The following is a 14,501-nucleotide window of genomic DNA, read 5'->3' on the forward strand; positions in this document are numbered from 1 at the left end:
CGCCGGGCGCGAGCGGGCGTGAACGACTACCCTCTGACGGCGGGTCGGGCGTCGACTCTCGGACGACCGGACCGGGGGAGTCGGCTCCCGGTCAACAGGTCTCGGATTCGTCGACGTTCTGGCGGACCGTCCCGGTCGACGTCTCGACGACGACCTGGTCGCCGTCGTTCCCGCAGGCGGTCACGTCGACGAGCACCGTCCCCGTGCTGTCGCGGACGTGGACGCCGTCGTCGCCGTTGTTCCGCGATTCGACGTCCCTGACGATGGTTCCGTCCGCCCGGTCGCGGACGTAGACGCCGTCGCCGTCGTTGTCCGCCATCGTCCCTCGTTCGATGCGGTTGTCCGTGCCGCCCGCGACGTCGACGCCGTCGTCGGCGCTCCCGACGATGGTGTTTCCGAGGACGCGACTCCCGTCCGCTCCCCTGAGGGCGACGCCGTCGTCCTGGTTCCTCGGTATCTCGTTGTCGACGATGCGGACATCTTCGGAGTCAGCGACGAGGACGCCGTGCCCGAAGTTCTCGCCGATACGGTTGGTGCGTACCTCGGTCCTGTCGGACCGGTTGAGGACGACGCCGACGCCGTTGTCGTCGAAGTCGTTCTCCCGGACGGTGCCCGCGTTCGCGTCGATGGACCGCAGTCCGGCCCCCTCGTTGTCCGCGATGGTCGTGTTCCGCAGGACGTGCTCGGCGTCGTCGTTGGGTCCGAACGCCGAGAGCCAGTGGACGCCGTCGCCGCTGTTCTCGCGGACCTCGCTGTCGGCCAGCGTGACGTGGTTCGTCTCGCGCACGAAGAGCCCGTGCCGGGCGTTGCCCCGTATCTCGTTGCCGGTCAGGCTGTACCGACCGCCTTCGAGTACCCAGATGCCGTCACGGCCGTTGTCCGCGGTCCGGGTGTCCGAGACCGATAGAAAGGCGGATTCGAGCAGGTGGACGCCGTCCTCGGCGTTGCCGACCGATTCGCTGGACTGGACCGAGGTCCCCGAGCTGAATTCGCCGACGTTGATGCCGTGGCGGCCGTTGTCCCGGGCCACCACGTCCGTGACCAGGACGCGGTTCGCGTCGACGACGTACACGCCGTCGGCGTCGTTCCCGGCCGCGTTCGATTCGCGGACCTCTGCCTCGCGGGAGCGAGACCCGGCGACGATACCCATCCGGTTCCCTCGCGCGGTCACGTCGGCGACGGTCGCGTTCGTCCCACCCCGGAGCGAGACGCCGTCGCCCCAGTCGGTCACGACGACGTTCCGGACGGTGACGTTCGCCGCGTTCTCGACCCGCACCCCGTCGCTGTTGGTGGCGTCGACGCCGTCGACGACGTGGCCGTTTCCGTCCAGGGTGACGCCGTCGGCGACGACCTCGATGCAGACGTCGCCCTGCACGTCCCGGAGGTCTCGCGTGAGCGTGTACGTCCCGGCGGAATCGAGGGTCGTACAGGAGTCGACCGTGGCGGCCCGGTTGACCGGTGCGCCCGGGTCTGTCGCGGGGAGTACAGCGGCGCGCAACGGCGTGACGTTCGTCGTCGTCGCCGTCCCGACGTTCACGTCCGTCCCCGACAGGGTCGACCCGGTGATGGACGCGGTTGCGGTGGCCGTCGCGGTATCGGTTACTGTCGTCGTCGCGTCCGCCAGCGTCCTCGTCGCGGTGTCGGTGACGGTCGTCGCGGCATCGGTCAGCGTCTCAGTTGCGGTGTCGGTGACGGTGGTCGTGGTTTCGCTGACGGTGGTCACGGTGTCGGTCGCCGTCTGTGTCGCGGTGTCGGTGATGGTAGTCGTGGTTTCGCTGACGGTGGTCACGGTGTCGGTCGCGGTGTCGGTGATGGTGTTCCCCGTCGCAGTCAGCGTCTCGGTCGCGGTTTCTGTTATCGTCGTGGTCGTACGGGTCAGCGTCGTGGCGGGTCCGGAGACGGTGTCGGTCTCCGTCTGGGTGGCCGTTTCCGTCTGGGTGTCGGTCTCGGTCTGGGTGTCGGTCGTCGTGGTCTCGGTCTGGGTGTCGGTCGTCGTGGTCTCGGTCTGGGTGTCGGTCGTCGTGGTCTCGGTCTGGGTGTCGGTCGTCGTGGTCTCGGTCTGGGTGTCGGTCGTCGTCGTGGTAGTCGTGGTCGTCGTGGTTGTCGTCGTCGTCGTTTCGGTCGTCGTCGGGGTGGAGGTGGCCGTCGGCGTTGGAGTGTCCGTCGGGGTAGCTGTCGGCGGGCTCGTAGCCGTCGGCGTAGGTGTCGGAGTTGGAGTGTCGCTGGTGGTCGGGACCGACGTCGGCGTGGACGTCTCGGTGTTCGTCACGATTACTACCCCACCGTCGTCGGTCGTCGTGCGGTCCGTGTCGTCGGCACCGTCGTCCATCGCGTTCCCGTCGTCCGTGGTGGCGGGTGCCACCGGCGCGTCGATGCCTGGGTCGACCGGTGCGACGGCGTCGTCGCCGGGGTCGCTCGGTGTCGACCCGAACGGCGACGGGCCGAGCGCCGACAGTCCGACCGTGACGACGGCGATAACCGCGATACCGGTGAACACGGCCGCGGCGACCGTCGTCGTCGAGAGGGGCATCGGTCCGTCGGGAGACCCGCCAGAGAGAGAGTCCGGTTGCATGGCGTCGGCCAGGGCTGTCGGACACATTGTTTGACGGTGCCTTCTCCGAGACGTGGCCGGTAAGGCAGTGTTTGTGTCTGCGCCTGCCGACCCGGCCTCTTCCGGCGGTACGACCCATCTACTCGCCCGACTGAACCGCGTCGACGAGGGGCACCGCCACGGGGTCGTCGCCATCGGCGACCGGCGTCACGGTCCGGTCCACAGCTCGGCGTTGCGCTCGGCGACTGTCAGTCCCGAACCCGTCCCGTCGGCTCCGTCGTGACCGCGTGCTCGGACGTGACTGCGCAGCGGGCGTTTCGGCACGTGTCTCACGAAGATGGACCCGATAGCGTCAGCACTGACTCGACACGTCGTTGTCGCGGAACTCGTTGCCGGTCGAGTCGGTGTCCTCGGCTATCTGCTTGTCCGCGTTGCCACAGATGCGGTTCTCGACGAACTCGTTGTCGTCGCTGTTGTCGATGTCGAGGCCGTCGTCGCCGTTGTCGGTGACCTCGTTGTCCTCGACGTCGTTCTCGTCTGCCTCGTAGAACCGCATGCCGTCGTCGCCGTTGTCGTCGACGACGTTGTCCTCCACGTCGTTCTCGTCGCTGTCGGCGAGTTCGACACCGTCGCGACCGTTGTCCTCGACGTCGTTGTCTGCTATCTCGTTGTCGTTCGACCGTTCGACGAAGAGACCGTCGTCGTCGTTGTCCGAGAGGTCGTTGTCCGTGATCTCGTTCCCGTCAGCGTCCGTTCGGCCCGTACTCGAACTGCCGTACAGGTGGATGCCGTCGTCGCCGTTGTCGTAGGCCTCGTTGTCTTCGACGGTACCGTCCTCGAACCTGCCCAGGAGGATGCCGTCGTCGTCGTTGTCGTAGGCCTCGTTGTCCTCGACGGTGGTGTCGGCTATCTCCCGGACGTGGATGCCGTCGTCGCCGTTGTCGTAGACCTCGTTGCCGGATATCTCCCGGTTCCGGTCGTTGTTGTCCGCGTCGACGTAGATGCCGCTGTCGCCGTTGCCGGAGACGACGTTGTCGACGACGTTCGCCCCGAGGTCCCTGGTCCAGATACCACGGCCACCGTTGTCGCGTATCTCGTTGTCCTCGATCCGGCGAGTGGACGAGTCGTCCAGGGAGATTCCGTGGCCGTCGTTGCGGTCGATGACGTTCTCGCTGATGTCGAGGCGACCGCTGACGGCGAAGTTGAGACCGTCGCCGTTCGAGAGGATACGGTTCTCTCGCACGGTGATGGAACTGACGTCGTCACCTCTGATTCCAGGACCGTCGTTGTCCTCGATGCGGTTGTCGACGAGGTCGATATCCCGGGCCTCGTACTCGAGTCGGATACCGGTCCCCCACTCCGTCACACGCACGTCCTCGACGGTCACGTCCTCGGCGTCCTCGAGGAGGATGCCGGTAGTCCCCGAGTCGGACCGTCCGTCGATGCGGTGGCCGTTCCCGTCGAAGGTGACGTCCGTCGCCCGTATCTCGATGCAGATCTCGTCTCTTCGGTCGGTGAGGTCTCTGGTCAGTTCGTAGTCCCCGGACGAATCTATCGTCCGACAGGAGTCCACGTTCGTTACGGTCGCCGTCGTCGCACCGACCGTCGTCGCCCCGAGGGCGGGTGCCAGAATCAGGCACGCGAGTACGACGAGGAAGGTCGGCAGGTTTCGTGTACGTCTCCCCGGCATCGACAGAGGCTAGGCGGGCGCGGTTCGATTGTTATGTGCCTCGTTGAAGAGAAAGACGGCGTTTCGCGACCGGCCGGGGGTCGCGCGTTCAGTCGGCCAGTTCGTCCCGTAAGAGCTGGTTTACCTGGCCGGGGTCGGCGCTGCCCTGCGTCTTCTGCATGACCTGGCCGACGAGGAAGTTCAACGCCCCGCCTTCGCCGGCGTGGTAGTCCTCGACCGCGTCGGGGTTCTCGTCGATTGCCTCGCGGACCGCGGTCTCGACGGCGGCGGCGTCCGTCTTGCCCAGGCCCTCCGTTTCGACGACCTCGTCGGGGGTCTTCCCCTCGTCGAGCATCTTCCTGAGGACGACCTCCTCGGCGTTCTTCGTCGTTATCTCGTCCCCGGCGACGAGTTCGACGAGTCGGGTGAACTCGTCGAGTCGACCAGCGACGTCGGTGATGGCCATGTCGCGGTAGTTGAGTTCGCCGAGGAGGTTGTCGGCGACCCACGTCGCCGCGAGGTCCGGGTCGAACGACGACGCGACGTCCTCGTAGAAGTCCGCGACCTGCTTCGTGCTGGTCAGTTTCGACGCCGACTCCTCGTCGAGACCGTACTCCGAGACGAAGCGCTCGCGCCGGGCGTCGGGCAGTTCGGGGATGTCGATGCGCTCCTTCCAGTCCGAGACCTGCAACGGCGGCAGGTCGGCCTCCTCGAAGTAGCGGTAGTCCTTCTCGGCCTCCTTCGAGCGCATCGACACCGTCGAACCGTGCGTCTCGTTGAAGTGGCGGGTCTCCTGTTCGACCGCCTTCCCGCGCCTGATGAGGTTCTTCTGGCGCGCCTCCTCGTAGGCGAGGGCGGTCTCGGCCCCCTTGTGGCTGGAGATGTTCTTGACCTCCGTCCGGTTCGCGCTCTCCAGGGTCTCGGGGTCCATCTCCTCGCCGTCCCGGACGTCGGCCGCCGGGACGATGGAGAGGTTCGCGTCGACGCGCAGGCTGCCGTCGCGCTGGCTGTCGAACACGCCCAGGTACTCGAGGACCTCCTCCAGTTTCGCCAGGAACGCACGCGCCTCCGTCGGCCGTCGGAAGTCCGGTTCCGTGACTATCTCCATCAGGGGCGTCCCCGCCCGGTTGTAGTCGATGCGGGTGTGGGTCGCCGTGTCGATGCCGCCGCCGACGTGCTGGAGACTGCCCGGGTCCTCCTCCAGGTGTGCGCGTCGGATGCGGACCGTGCGACGCTCGCCCTCGACGGACACGTCCAGTTCGCCGTCCTGGCAGATGGGCTCGTCGTACTGCGTTATCTGGAAGTTCTTGGGCAGGTCGGGGTAGTAGTAGTTCTTCCGGTGAAAGCGGGTCTCCCTGGGGATGTCGGCGTCGATGGCTTTGCCGACCTTCACCGCCGCCTCGACCGCCGCCTCGTTCAGCACCGGGAGCGACCCGGGCAGGCCGAGACAGACGGGGCAGACGTTCGTGTTCGGTTCCTCCGTCGGCTCCGTCGGGCACCCACAGAAGATCTTCGTGTCCGTCTCCAGCTGGACGTGGACCTCCAGACCGATGACGGCCGCGAGGTCGTCCTGCTGGGCAGCCTGCGTACTCATTACTACTCTCGCGTTCGATTCGCGCCCGTTAAAGCGTGACGGGTTCCGCGTTCGTGACCCTGGGTCCCCTCGACGCCGAAGACCGAACGTTGACACGGGAGGACCCCCAACACCCGGGAGATGACCGAAACGGCAGAGGTCTCGAAGACGAGGGCGTGGGTGATGGCGGCCCGGCCGCAGACGCTCCCGGCGGCGGCGGCACCCGTCGTCGTGGGGACGGCGGTGGCGGCCTACGGCGACGTGTTCGACCCGCTGGCGGCGACGATGGCGTTCGTGGGCGCGGCGCTCATCCAGGTCGGGACGAACTTCGCAAACGACTACTACGACGCGAAGCAGGGCGCGGACACCGAGGACCGGGAGGGCTTCACCCGGGTGACGGCTGGCGGCCTCATCGAACCCGGCGAGGTCAAGCGTGCGATGGTGCTGACGTTCGCGCTGGCCGTCATCTCGGGCACCTACCTCGTCTACGTGGCAGGCGTGCCCATCCTCGTCGTCGGCCTGGTGAGCGTGGCCTGTGGCGTGGCGTACACCGGCGGCCCGTACCCCCTGGGCTACCACGGGCTCGGCGACGTGTTCGTCTTCGTCTTCTTCGGCCTCGTCGCGGTGACGGGGACGTACTACGTGCAGGCGGCGGCGGTGCTGGGCAAGCCACTCGCGACGGGGCTCGTCGCCGTCCCCGACCTCGGCCTCGCGCTGGTCGCGAGCCTCCCCGTCGCGGCCCTCTCGACGAACATCCTCGTCGTGAACAACGTCCGCGACAGGGAGGAGGACGCCCGGACGGGCAAGGAGACGGTCGTCGTGAAGTTCGGCTACCGGTTCGGCCGCGCCGAGTACGTCACGATGCTGGCGGTGGCCTACCTCACGCCGGTCGCGCTCGTCGTCGCCCTCGACGCACCGCTGCCGGTCCTGGCTGCGTGGCTGTCGCTCCCGCTTGCGGTCTCGGTGGCGCGGACGGTGCTGACGCGGACCGACGGGGCGGCGCTCAACCCGGCGCTCGAACGGACGGGCCAGTTGCTCGCGCTGTACTCGATACTGTTCGCCCTGGGCTTTCTCGCCCCGGTGGTGGTCTGATGCGCGTCGAGACGCGCGAGTTCGCGGTGTCGCTCGCCCGCCCGCTTGCCACGGCCCGGGGCGAGATGACCGACCGCGAGGGCGTGCTCGTCCGCGTGACCGACGGTGACGCGGTCGGCCTCGGCGAGGCGACGCCGCTGGCCTCGTGGACCGAGTCCCTCGGCGAGTGCAGGTCGGCGCTCGCTTCCGCGGCCGACCGCCTGACCGCCGGCGAGGAGACCCCCGGCGAGGTGCTGGAGGACCTCTCGAACGCGCCGGCGGCGAGACACGGACTGTCGCTCGCCTTCGCCGACCTCCGGGCCGGACGTCGCGGCGAACCCCTCTACCGGTATCTCGGCCGCCAGTCGGAACGGGAGTCGGTGCCGGTCAACGCGACCCTCGGTGACGACCCCGAGGCCGAGACGGTCGCGGCCGCCCGGGAGGCGGTCGAGGCCGGGTACGGTGCGGTGAAGGTGAAGGTCGGGACGCGCCCGGTGGCCGAGGACGTGGCCCGGGTGCGTGCTGTCAGGGACGCCGTCGGACAGGGCGTCGAACTCCGGGCGGACGCCAACGGTGCATGGGACCGCGAGCAGGCGACCGAGGCCTTCGATGGCTTCGCCGACGCCGGGGTCCGCTTCGTCGAACAGCCACTGCCGCCCGACGACCTGGCCGGACACGCCGCGCTCCGGGGCGGGCCGGTCGGCGTCGCACTCGACGAGTCCCTGGCGTCGTACTCGGTCGCCGGCGTGCTGGACGCCGACGCGGCCGACCTGCTGGTGTTGAAGCCGATGGCCCTCGGCGGCGTCGAACGCGCCCGCCAGGCGGCGCTCCGGGCCCGCGAGGAGCAGGTCGCGTCCGTGGTCACGACGACGGTCGACGCCGTGGTCGCCCGGACCGCCGCGGTCCACCTGGCCGCCTCGATACCGGGCGTCTCGGCCTGCGGACTGGCGACGGCGGACTGGCTCTCGACCGACGTCGGGCCGGACCCCTGCCCGGTCGACGACGGCGTCGTCCGCGTACCCGACGCCCCCGGACTCGGCGTCGAGGGGGTGTGGGAGTGAGGCCGCCGGTCGACTGGCCGGTGGGCGACCTGCTCGCCGAACGTGCGAGTCGGACGCCGGAGCGCCCGGCGCTCGTCGCCGCGGAGACCGGCGAGACGTGGCGGTACCGGGACCTCGACGCCGCCGTCGACGTGCTGGTCGACGCGCTCGCCCCACACGTCGGGACGGGTCGCATCGGCCTGCTCTCGCCCGCCCGGGTCGCGGTCGTCCCCCAGCTCTTCGCGGCGATGCGACTCGGGACCCCGCTGGTCCCGTTGAACGTCAGGGCCGCGACAGCCGACCTCGCTGCGCAGGCCGAGCGTGCCGACCTCGACGTGCTGGTCTGTACGGCCGGGACGGCCGAGGTGGCCCGGTCCGTCGCGCCCGGGGACTGTACCGTGGCGAGCACGGACGACAGGGACGGCCCGGCCGCCGTCCCCGAACGCGACGCGCTCGACGCCGAACACGACCGCCATGCCGAGGGGTCGCACTCGACCGGTCCCGACCCGGATTCGGAGGCGCTGCTCGTGTTCACGTCGGGGACGACAGGTCGACCGAAGGGCGTCCGACTGACGGTCCGGAACCTCGTGGCGAGCGCGACGGCCTCGGCGTTCAGACTCGGCGTCGAACGGGGGGACCGATGGCTGGTCCCGCTCCCGACGTACCACGTCGGCGGCCTGTCCCCGGTCGTCAGGTCGACGCTGTACGGGACGACGACCGTCCTCCAGCGCGGCGGCGGCTTCGAGCCGGAGGCGACGGCCGAGCACCTGCGCGACCACGAGGTGACCTGCGTCTCGCTGGTGCCCACGATGCTCGACCGGTTGCTCGACTCCGGGTGGACGCCCGACGACCGGTTGCGCGTGGTCCTGCTGGGCGGCGCGCCGGCGACCCAGGAACTCCTCGACCGCTGTGCCGACGCCGGCGTCCCCGCCTGGCCGACCTACGGCATGAGCGAGGCGTCGTCGCAGGTCGCCACGGCGACGCCCGAGCAGGCACGTCGGTTCCCGGGTACCGTCGGGCAACCGCTGTTGAACGCGACGGTCGGGATACTCGACGCCGACGGCGACCCCTGCGCCCCCAGCGAGCGTGGCGAACTCGTCGTCGACGGGCCGGCCGTCACCCGTGGGTACCTCGACGACGAACACACGAGGGCCGCGTTCGACGACGACGGCCTGCACACCGGCGACGTGGGCTACCGCGACGAGGACGGACGGCTCTGGGTCACCGGCCGGGTCGACGACCTGCTCGTCTCCGGCGGCGAGAACGTCGACCCGAACCGCGTCGCGTCGCTCCTGCGGGAGCACCCGGACGTCGAGGACGTGGCCGTCGTCGGTCTGGACGACCCCGAGTGGGGCGACCGGGTGGCGGCGCTGGTCGTCCCGGCGGCCGACGACCTCACGCCGGCAGCCCTCGACTCCCACGCCCGGGAACGGCTGGCGGACTACGAGCTCCCCCGGACGGTGGCGTTCGCCGCCGAGATACCCCGCACCGCGTCGGGGACCGTCGACCGGGACGCAGTCCGCGACCGACTCCGGAGCGCCGGGTCGTCACGGTGAGCGGTCATCCCCGCCGTCGCCGGCCGTGTTCGTCCACCTCGCCGGCGACGACGCGCGTCGAGGAGAGTCGGTCGCCGTCGTGGGCGCGGACCAGGGGCACGACGACGGCGACGAGTGGTTCCAGTCCGTTCTCGCGCCGGACCTCGTTCAGGTCCGGGACCTCTTCGGCCGTCTCGCGGGAGACGACCAGCGCGTCGAGCGTCTCGTCGGTCGCCGCGAAGTCGTGTTCGGCGGCTATCTCGCGCACCTCGACCTCGCGTCCCCACCGGTCGAGCGCGTCGAGTTCGCGTCGGAGTGCGGTCACGCGCTCGGTGAACCCGGGGACCTCGCGGTCGCGCGACGCGGTCGCGAACTCGTCGCTGGTCAGGCCGACGACGACGCCGTCGGACCCGACGTCGAGGGCGGTCTCGAGCAGGGAGCGGTGCCCGTCGTGGATCGGTCCGAACGTACCGGCGACGGCGGCTCGCATACCCGTCGTTCGGTCGCTGGACGCTTACGCTTTATCTCGGTGGCGTCCCTACCAGCGCCCGTGTGTACTCTGACGCTCGCCTGGCGCGTGTTCGACGAACCGGTCGTGGTCGCCGCGAACCGGGACGAACTGCTCGACCGTCCGTCGGTCCCACCGGGAGTCGTCGAGACCGACCCGCGCGTCGTCGCCCCCCTCGACGAGGAGGCCGGTGGGACCTGGGTCGGATACAACGAACACGGCCTGTTCGTGGGCGTGACGAACCGCTGGGTCGACGCGGACCTCGCCGGTGAGCGCTCACGTGGACTGCTCGTTCGCGACGCGCTCCGCCAGGAGCGCGCCTCCGACGCCGCCGCACTCGTCGAGGAGAGCACTGCCGAGTACGAGTACCAGGGGTTCAACCTCGTCGTCGCGGACGCCGAGGACGCCGTCCTGCTGGAGTGGGACGGCGAACTCGTTCGCACCGCCTTCGACCCGGGCGTCCACGTCGTCGTCAACGTCGGTGCCGACGACGCCCTCGAACTGCCCGGACTGCGGCCCGACGCGGAACAGAGACAGGTAGACGCCGTCGCCCACGTCCGCGAGGCGCTCGAACCCCGCGACGGGGAGACCGCCCGGGAGTGGCGGGACCGGGCCGCCACGGTTCTCGGGGACCACGAGATGGGCGTCTGCGTCCACGACCCCGGCGGGCGGTTCGGGACCCGGTCGTCGTCGCTGATCGTGCTGGGGGACGACCCGGAGTACTGGTTCGCGCCCGGACCGCCCTGCGAGACGCCCTACGAACCCGTGGCACTCGAAGGGCAGGTTTAAGCGGGACGACATTCGTACTATTGGACGTGATAGCCATGCCTGTCGTACCGAGGGCACGGGGGTGGTCGGCGTGAGCGTCGCCGAAGAGGAGTTGTCCGAGGACGAGCGCGCCGGACTCGAACTCGTTCGAGAGACCGGCGGCATCCACCAGAGCGACTTCTGGAAGGAACTGGACGTCTCCTCTCGCAAGGGCTCACGCATCGTCGAGTCTCTGGTCGAGAAGGGACTCGTCGACCGGGAAGAGACCGTCTACCAGGGGCACAACACGTACCTCGTCTCGCCGGTCGCCCGCGACCTCGACTTCTCGCTGCTGATGGCGGGAGACATGCTCTCGCCGTACATCGGCGAAGAAGAGGCCGACCCCCAGTCCGACGCGTTCACCCAGTGGATAATGAACCTCGCCTACGAGGAGTAGCGCGACGAAGCACTCGTTCTACAGCGGTCCCGTCCCGTCCCGTCCCGTCCCGTTCTGGCCGCGTCCGCGTCCGGGTCACTCCAGGGCGCTCGCGGCGCGGACGATGGTCTCCTCCTCGAACGCCGGCCCGACGAGTTGCAGGCCGACCGGGAGTCTGTCCGTCTCGCCCGCCGGCACAGAGATGGCCGGGAGGTTCGCGAGATTCACCGGCACCGTGTTGGCGTCGGCGAGGTACATCTTCAGCGGGTCCGAGAGGCTCTCGCCGAGTTCCATCGGCGGGACGGGCATCGTGGGCGAGGCCAGCACGTCCGTCTCGGCGAAGGCCTCGTCGAAGTCCTGCTCGACCAGCGCACGGGCGTCCTGTGCCTTCTTGTAGTACTTGTCGTGGTAGCCCGCCGAGAGGGCGTACGTGCCGAGCAGGACGCGTCGCTTGACCTCCGGGCCGAACCCCTCCTCGCGGGCTCTGCCGAAGACCTCGTTCCAGTTGCCGTCGTATCCGCCGGAGTGCCCGTAACGCACGCCGTCGAAGCGCGCGAGGTTCGAGGACGCCTCGGACATGGCGATGACGTAGTACGCCTGGACGGCGTACTCGACCGATTCGAGCGAGACCTCTCGCGTCGTCGCCCCCTGCGATTCGAGGTCGTCGATGGCGTCCCAGAAGACGTCGAGGACGCCCTCGTCTGCACCCTCGACGAGTTCCGTCGGGATGCCGACCGTCAACCCGTCGACGTCGCCGTCGGCGGCGGCCGCGTAGTTCGAGTCGGCACCCTCGTCCCGGGTCGTCGAGTCGCGCTCGTCGGGACCGGAGATGACGTCGAGGAGCGCGGCGGCGTCCTCGACCGTGTTCCCGATGGGGCCGATCTGTTCCAGCGAGTTGGCGTAGGCGACGAGCCCGTACCGGGAGACGAGGCCGTAGGTCGGCTTGATGCCGACGACTCCACAGAAGGCGGCCGGACAGCGGATGGACCCGCCGGTGTCGCTCCCGAGTGCCAGGTCGGCCTCGCCGGCGGCCACGGCGGCGGCCGACCCGCCGGACGACCCGCCGGGGACCCGCCCCTCGGCGACCGGGTTCTCGGTCGGTCCGAACGCCGAGGTCTCGGTGGTCGTCCCCATGCCGAACTCGTCCATGTTGGTCTTGCCGACGATGGTGGCACCGGCCTCCTTGAGGCGGGAGACGACCGTCGCGTCGTACGGCGGGACGTAGTCCTCGAGCATCGCCGACCCGCAGGTCGTCCGGACGTTCTCGGTCGAGATGTTGTCCTTGACCGCGACGGTGCGGCCGGCGAGTGGACCGTCCTCGGCCCCCTCGATGGTCTCCTCGGTGATGTAGACGTTCATGAGACGTTCGGCCCCTTGAAGTACCCGTCCTCTGTCTCGGCGGCGTTTCGCAGGGCGTCCTCGCGGGTCAGACACTCGCGTTCCTCGTCGGGACGCATCACGTTCACGAGGTCGACCTCGCGGTCGACGTGGGGCACCTCGTCCAGTGCGTCGAAGTACCCGAGGATGTCCGCGAACTGCTCGGCGAACTCGTCGACCTCGGCCTCGTCGAGGTCGACCCTGGCCAGGTCCGCGACGTGACGGACGTCTTCGGGTGTGGCGGAGGTGTCGCTCATGCTCGTACCGACTTGGTTCCACCGAGTAAGGGTTTCGATACGTGAACGCTCCAGCGGTCTCCTGCGACGGTGGTTACCAGTAAGTTACCAGAACAGGAAAAAACATTTGGTGGAAACCCATCGTTACGAATTGAAATCAAAAATGGAGTTAGCCATAGCGTTTAAGTTGGCGAACGTGCAACACTTTCTCTACGAGCGTCCGTTCTGAACGCCCTCCCTCATTCCCCACAATGACTGACACGACTATCAGACGGCAACAGACAGACGAAACCAGGCGAACGCAGGTCGAAGAGTCGGACGAACGAACCGAAGAACGAGCCCGGGACGGCGACTTCCGGTGCCCGGAGTGTGGCGGCCACGTTATCGAAGACGAGGGGCGCGGGGAGACCGTCTGCGACGACTGTGGTCTCGTCGTCGACGAGGACCAGGTCGACCGCGGACCGGAGTGGCGCGCGTTCGACTCCGCCGAGAAGGACCAGAAGTCCCGGGTCGGCGCGCCGACGACGAAGATGATGCACGACCAGGGGCTGTCGACGAACATCGGCTGGCAGAACAAGGACGCCTACGGCCGCCAGCTCAGTTCGAGCCAGCGCAAGAAGATGCAGCGGTTGCGCACCTGGAACGAGCGCTTCCGCACCCGCGACAGCAAGGAGCGCAACCTCAAGCAGGCCCTCGGCGAGATCGACCGCATGGCCAGCGCCCTCGGCCTCCCCAAGAACGTCCGCGAGACCGCCTCCGTCATCTACCGACGTGCCCTGAGCGAGGACCTCCTGCCGGGTCGTTCCATCGAGGGCGTCGCCACGGCGGCGCTGTACGCCGCCGCACGACAGGCCGGCACGCCCCGGAGCCTCGACGAGGTGACGAACGTGAGCCGGGTGGGTCGCGACGAGATCGCCCGGACGTACCGGTACGTCGTCAGAGAACTGAACCTCGAGATTCAGCCCGCAGACCCCGTCAGCTACGTCCCGCGCTTCGCCAGCGAACTCGGCACCTCCGACGAGGCCGAACGCCGCGCCCGCCAGCTCCTCGAAGCCGCAAAGCGCGAGGGCATCCACTCCGGCAAGTCGCCCGTCGGCCTCGCCGCCGCCGCGGTGTACGCCGCCTCGCTACTCACGAACGAGAAGGTGACCCAGAACGAGGTCAGCGAGGTGGCGAACATCTCCGAGGTCACCATCCGGAACCGCTACCACGAACTCCTCGAATCCGAGCACTCGGCCTGATTACTGCCGTCGTCGGTACTCCTCGTCCGTCGGGAACAGGTCCTGTCCGTACTCGTACAGCACGACGAGCAGCGTCGCGACTGCACCGACGACGGCGAGCCAGAACCCGGCGAGGACGACGAGGTCGTCGGTGCCGCCGCCGCAGTCCTGGACCGGTTCGCCGGACACCTCGTACAGCGTCCCCTCGTACTGTATCGTCCGGTTCGCCAGTTCGCCCTCGTACTCCTCGCCCGTGACGAAGACGGTGCGGTTCCCCTCGACCGCCGTCTGGACCGGTTCCTGTACCGGACGCGAGAGGTTCCCGGCCTCGACCACCGGCCGGTCGGTGTCTGCGGTCCGGTTTAGCGTGACGGCGTAGTCCGTCTCGCACTCGTTCGGGACGGCGAACGCACCCACTGCGGTGACGATGCCACCGAGGACGAGGACAGCGACGGTGACGACGAGGAGGTGACGGAGTCGCATTCGACGTTCGGAGTGGCGGGCCACGGGGGTAAAACGGTTCGGTCATCGGTCGACG

At 69.0% G+C, this 14,501-nt stretch carries 13 protein-coding genes; 6 read left to right on the forward strand and 7 right to left on the reverse strand.

The annotated features are described in order from the left end of the window. Nucleotides 1-91: 91 nt before the first annotated feature. The 3 genes from ACSC1W_RS04255 to gatB all read right to left on the reverse strand — a co-directional run bounded on the left by ACSC1W_RS04255 (nucleotide 92) and on the right by gatB (nucleotide 5,814). Nucleotides 92-2,599, reverse strand: a complete 2,508-nt coding sequence (locus ACSC1W_RS04255; protein ID WP_435345619.1) for a right-handed parallel beta-helix repeat-containing protein — start codon at nucleotides 2,597-2,599, stop codon at nucleotides 92-94. Nucleotides 2,600-2,903: 304 nt separating this feature from the next. Next, a complete protein-coding gene (locus ACSC1W_RS04260; RefSeq protein WP_435345620.1) occupies nucleotides 2,904-4,241 on the reverse strand; it encodes a right-handed parallel beta-helix repeat-containing protein in 1,338 nt (445 codons plus the stop codon). An 88-nt stretch (nucleotides 4,242-4,329) separates the two neighbouring features. Next, nucleotides 4,330-5,814 (reverse strand): Asp-tRNA(Asn)/Glu-tRNA(Gln) amidotransferase subunit GatB, encoded by a 1,485-nt coding sequence (gatB, locus tag ACSC1W_RS04265; protein ID WP_435345621.1) that lies wholly within the window; start codon nucleotides 5,812-5,814, stop codon nucleotides 4,330-4,332. Between the two features lie 120 nt (nucleotides 5,815-5,934). Between gatB and ACSC1W_RS04270 the strand changes: the two genes are divergently transcribed. From ACSC1W_RS04270 to ACSC1W_RS04280, 3 genes are read left to right on the forward strand one after another with little or no spacing between them, the layout of a single operon-like run. After that, a complete protein-coding gene (locus tag ACSC1W_RS04270) occupies nucleotides 5,935-6,885 on the forward strand; it encodes a 1,4-dihydroxy-2-naphthoate polyprenyltransferase (RefSeq protein WP_435345622.1) in 951 nt (316 codons plus the stop codon). Then, nucleotides 6,885-7,925 (forward strand): mandelate racemase/muconate lactonizing enzyme family protein, encoded by a 1,041-nt coding sequence (locus ACSC1W_RS04275; protein ID WP_435345623.1) that lies wholly within the window; start codon nucleotides 6,885-6,887, stop codon nucleotides 7,923-7,925. The genes ACSC1W_RS04270 and ACSC1W_RS04275 overlap by 1 nt, the downstream gene beginning before the upstream one ends. After that, nucleotides 7,916-9,460 (forward strand): class I adenylate-forming enzyme family protein, encoded by a 1,545-nt coding sequence (locus tag ACSC1W_RS04280; RefSeq protein ID WP_435345624.1) that lies wholly within the window; start codon nucleotides 7,916-7,918, stop codon nucleotides 9,458-9,460. The genes ACSC1W_RS04275 and ACSC1W_RS04280 overlap by 10 nt, the downstream gene beginning before the upstream one ends. A gap of 4 nt (nucleotides 9,461-9,464) precedes the next feature. Here the strand turns inward: ACSC1W_RS04280 and ACSC1W_RS04285 are convergent, their stop codons facing one another. Next, complete coding sequence (locus ACSC1W_RS04285; RefSeq protein WP_435345625.1) at nucleotides 9,465-9,929, reverse strand: pantetheine-phosphate adenylyltransferase; 465 nt, start codon at nucleotides 9,927-9,929, stop codon at nucleotides 9,465-9,467. A 60-nt stretch (nucleotides 9,930-9,989) separates the two neighbouring features. On the opposite strand from ACSC1W_RS04285, the gene ACSC1W_RS04290 reads away from it, so the two are divergent. Further along, nucleotides 9,990-10,736 (forward strand): NRDE family protein, encoded by a 747-nt coding sequence (locus ACSC1W_RS04290; protein ID WP_435345626.1) that lies wholly within the window; start codon nucleotides 9,990-9,992, stop codon nucleotides 10,734-10,736. A gap of 61 nt (nucleotides 10,737-10,797) precedes the next feature. Then, nucleotides 10,798-11,151 (forward strand): helix-turn-helix transcriptional regulator, encoded by a 354-nt coding sequence (locus ACSC1W_RS04295; protein WP_435345627.1) that lies wholly within the window; start codon nucleotides 10,798-10,800, stop codon nucleotides 11,149-11,151. A gap of 75 nt (nucleotides 11,152-11,226) precedes the next feature. Here ACSC1W_RS04295 and gatA read toward each other — a convergent pair whose 3' ends face one another. After that, nucleotides 11,227-12,489, reverse strand: coding sequence for an Asp-tRNA(Asn)/Glu-tRNA(Gln) amidotransferase subunit GatA (gene gatA / locus ACSC1W_RS04300; protein ID WP_435345628.1), 1,263 nt, complete (start codon nucleotides 12,487-12,489; stop codon nucleotides 11,227-11,229). Then, a complete protein-coding gene (gene gatC / locus ACSC1W_RS04305; RefSeq protein WP_435345629.1) occupies nucleotides 12,486-12,764 on the reverse strand; it encodes an Asp-tRNA(Asn)/Glu-tRNA(Gln) amidotransferase subunit GatC in 279 nt (92 codons plus the stop codon). The genes gatA and gatC overlap by 4 nt, the downstream gene beginning before the upstream one ends. Nucleotides 12,765-12,994: 230 nt before the next feature. Between gatC and ACSC1W_RS04310 the strand changes: the two genes are divergently transcribed. Continuing rightward, on the forward strand, nucleotides 12,995-13,984 hold the full coding sequence (locus ACSC1W_RS04310) for a transcription initiation factor IIB (protein WP_435345630.1): 990 nt from the start codon (nucleotides 12,995-12,997) through the stop codon (nucleotides 13,982-13,984). On the opposite strand, the gene ACSC1W_RS04315 is transcribed toward ACSC1W_RS04310, so the two are convergent. Beyond that, on the reverse strand, nucleotides 13,985-14,446 hold the full coding sequence (locus ACSC1W_RS04315) for a DUF7979 domain-containing protein (protein WP_435345631.1): 462 nt from the start codon (nucleotides 14,444-14,446) through the stop codon (nucleotides 13,985-13,987). Nucleotides 14,447-14,501 lie beyond the last annotated feature (55 nt).

The organism is Haloarchaeobius marinus (genome assembly GCF_051207415.1).
Classification (GTDB): domain Archaea; phylum Halobacteriota; class Halobacteria; order Halobacteriales; family Natrialbaceae; genus Haloarchaeobius.